Origin of the sequence: Vibrio genomosp. F10 str. 9ZD137 (assembly GCF_049974785.1) — a bacterium.
Classification (GTDB): Bacteria; Pseudomonadota; Gammaproteobacteria; order Enterobacterales; family Vibrionaceae; genus Vibrio.
In genome coordinates this window covers 1-1,226 of record NZ_JBNGCJ010000637.1, presented here as the reverse complement: position 1 = coordinate 1,226, position 1,226 = coordinate 1, and the positions used below count along the sequence as shown (strand labels likewise).

At 45.4% G+C, this 1,226-nt stretch carries 2 protein-coding genes; both read left to right on the top strand.

Annotated elements, in window-relative coordinates; translation table 11 throughout:
• Window positions 1-796, top strand: a 796-nt coding sequence (locus tag ACP45E_RS15410; protein ID WP_069585205.1) for an alpha-D-ribose 1-methylphosphonate 5-phosphate C-P-lyase PhnJ, incomplete at its 5' end; no start/stop codon positions are given.
• The coding region (locus ACP45E_RS15405; RefSeq protein WP_141707355.1) for an ATP-binding cassette domain-containing protein at window positions 787-1,226 on the top strand (440 nt) is incomplete at its 3' end. The genes ACP45E_RS15410 and ACP45E_RS15405, both read left to right, overlap by 10 nt.

Here is a 1,226-nt window from a genome sequence, read left to right as displayed (position 1 = left end):
ACCCGATGTGCTTAAAGTGATCGACCAAGGGGCCGATGACACTACCAATGCAGTATCGATCAGACAGTTTTTTGAAAAAGTTGCTGCGGTAGAAACAACGGAACGTACTTCGGATGCGACCTTAATTCAAACTCGCCACCGTATTCCTGAAAAGCCATTAACAGATGGGCAGATTCTTATTTATCAGGTGCCTATTCCTGAGCCGTTGCGTTTTATTGAACCGAGAGAAACGGAAACGAGGAAAATGCACGAGCTTGAAGAGTATGGCGTCATGCATGTGAAATTGTATGAAGATATTGCACGTTACGGTCATATTTCTACATCGTACGCTTACCCAGTTCATGTTAATGGACGATACATCATGGACCCATCACCGATACCAAAATTTGATAATCCGAAAATGCATCAAATGCCAGCACTGCAATTATTTGGAGCAGGCCGAGAGAAGCGGATCTATGCCATTCCACCTTATACCGATGTAAAAAGCCTCGACTTTGATGACCACCCATTTGAAGTACAGCAATGGGACGAGCCTTGTTGTATTTGTGGTTCAACAGAGAGCTTTTTAGACGAAGTCGTGACAGACGATAAAGGGGGCCGGATATTTGTCTGCTCAGACACGGATTATTGCCATGAACACGCAGCATCACAATCACTCCAATCATTAGCGTCAACATCAAACAGTAGCTCGAGCTCTAGTTCGGACTCTATTTCGGACTCTATGGTGAAACCAGTATCTGGAGCTGTATCCAACGTAATGTCAAGCCCAAAAGATGAGGTCACATCGTGTCAGTAACTGAATTAAGCAAACTCACTCGATGCGGTGAACCGAATCGACTAAATACTACCAATCAATTGAGTCAACCCAGTCAATTTAATGAAAAAGGGACGCTCGCTGATATAGAAAGCAAAGGCCTTGATCTAGAAAAAAAAGACGCTGTAGAGACTCATCAACCATTGTTAGAGGTTCAGGGGCTATCGAAACTGTATCAGCCTGGTAAAGGGTGTCAGGATATCGACTTCAAACTCTGGCCTGGTGAAGTACTGGGGATTGTAGGCGAATCAGGCTCTGGAAAGAGTACCTTATTGCGTGTGTTGTCGGGGAGAGAAATACCCGATAGCGGCGTGGTTCACTATCAGCTACTGCATGGTGAGCGAGCGAGCCTTTATGGGCTAACAGAAAGTGAACGCAGACGGTTATTGCGCACTGAATGGGGCGTGGTTCA